At 23.8% G+C, this 239-nt stretch carries 1 protein-coding gene; it reads left to right on the top strand.

Going from position 1 to position 239, the window contains the following annotated elements; translation table 11 throughout:
* Positions 1-21 precede the first annotated feature (21 nt).
* The coding region (locus Tmeso_RS16145; protein ID WP_145993189.1) for a hypothetical protein at positions 22-239 on the top strand (218 nt) is incomplete at its 3' end.

Here is a 239-nt window from a genome sequence, read left to right as displayed (position 1 = left end):
TATGAAGGGGATTTAGGGAATATGAGTATATGCAAATCATTAAGGATGGCAAGTAAATTAAATAGTAATATGATACTTAGCACTAAACTTGATAGAGATTATACAATATTATTTAAATATATTAACTTTATTTTACGAAAAAAAGGAAGAATAATTATAATAATCGACGAGGCATATAAAAAAGAATTTATGGATGAAAAAATGCTAAGACAGTATAATATATATCAGCATATACAATC

The organism is Tepidibacter mesophilus (genome assembly GCF_002724055.1).
In the GTDB taxonomy this organism is placed as follows: domain Bacteria; phylum Bacillota; class Clostridia; order Peptostreptococcales; family Peptostreptococcaceae; genus Tepidibacter_A; species Tepidibacter_A mesophilus.
The sequence above is the reverse complement of the archived record's forward strand: the minus strand, read 5'-3'. Positions and strand labels throughout refer to the sequence as shown.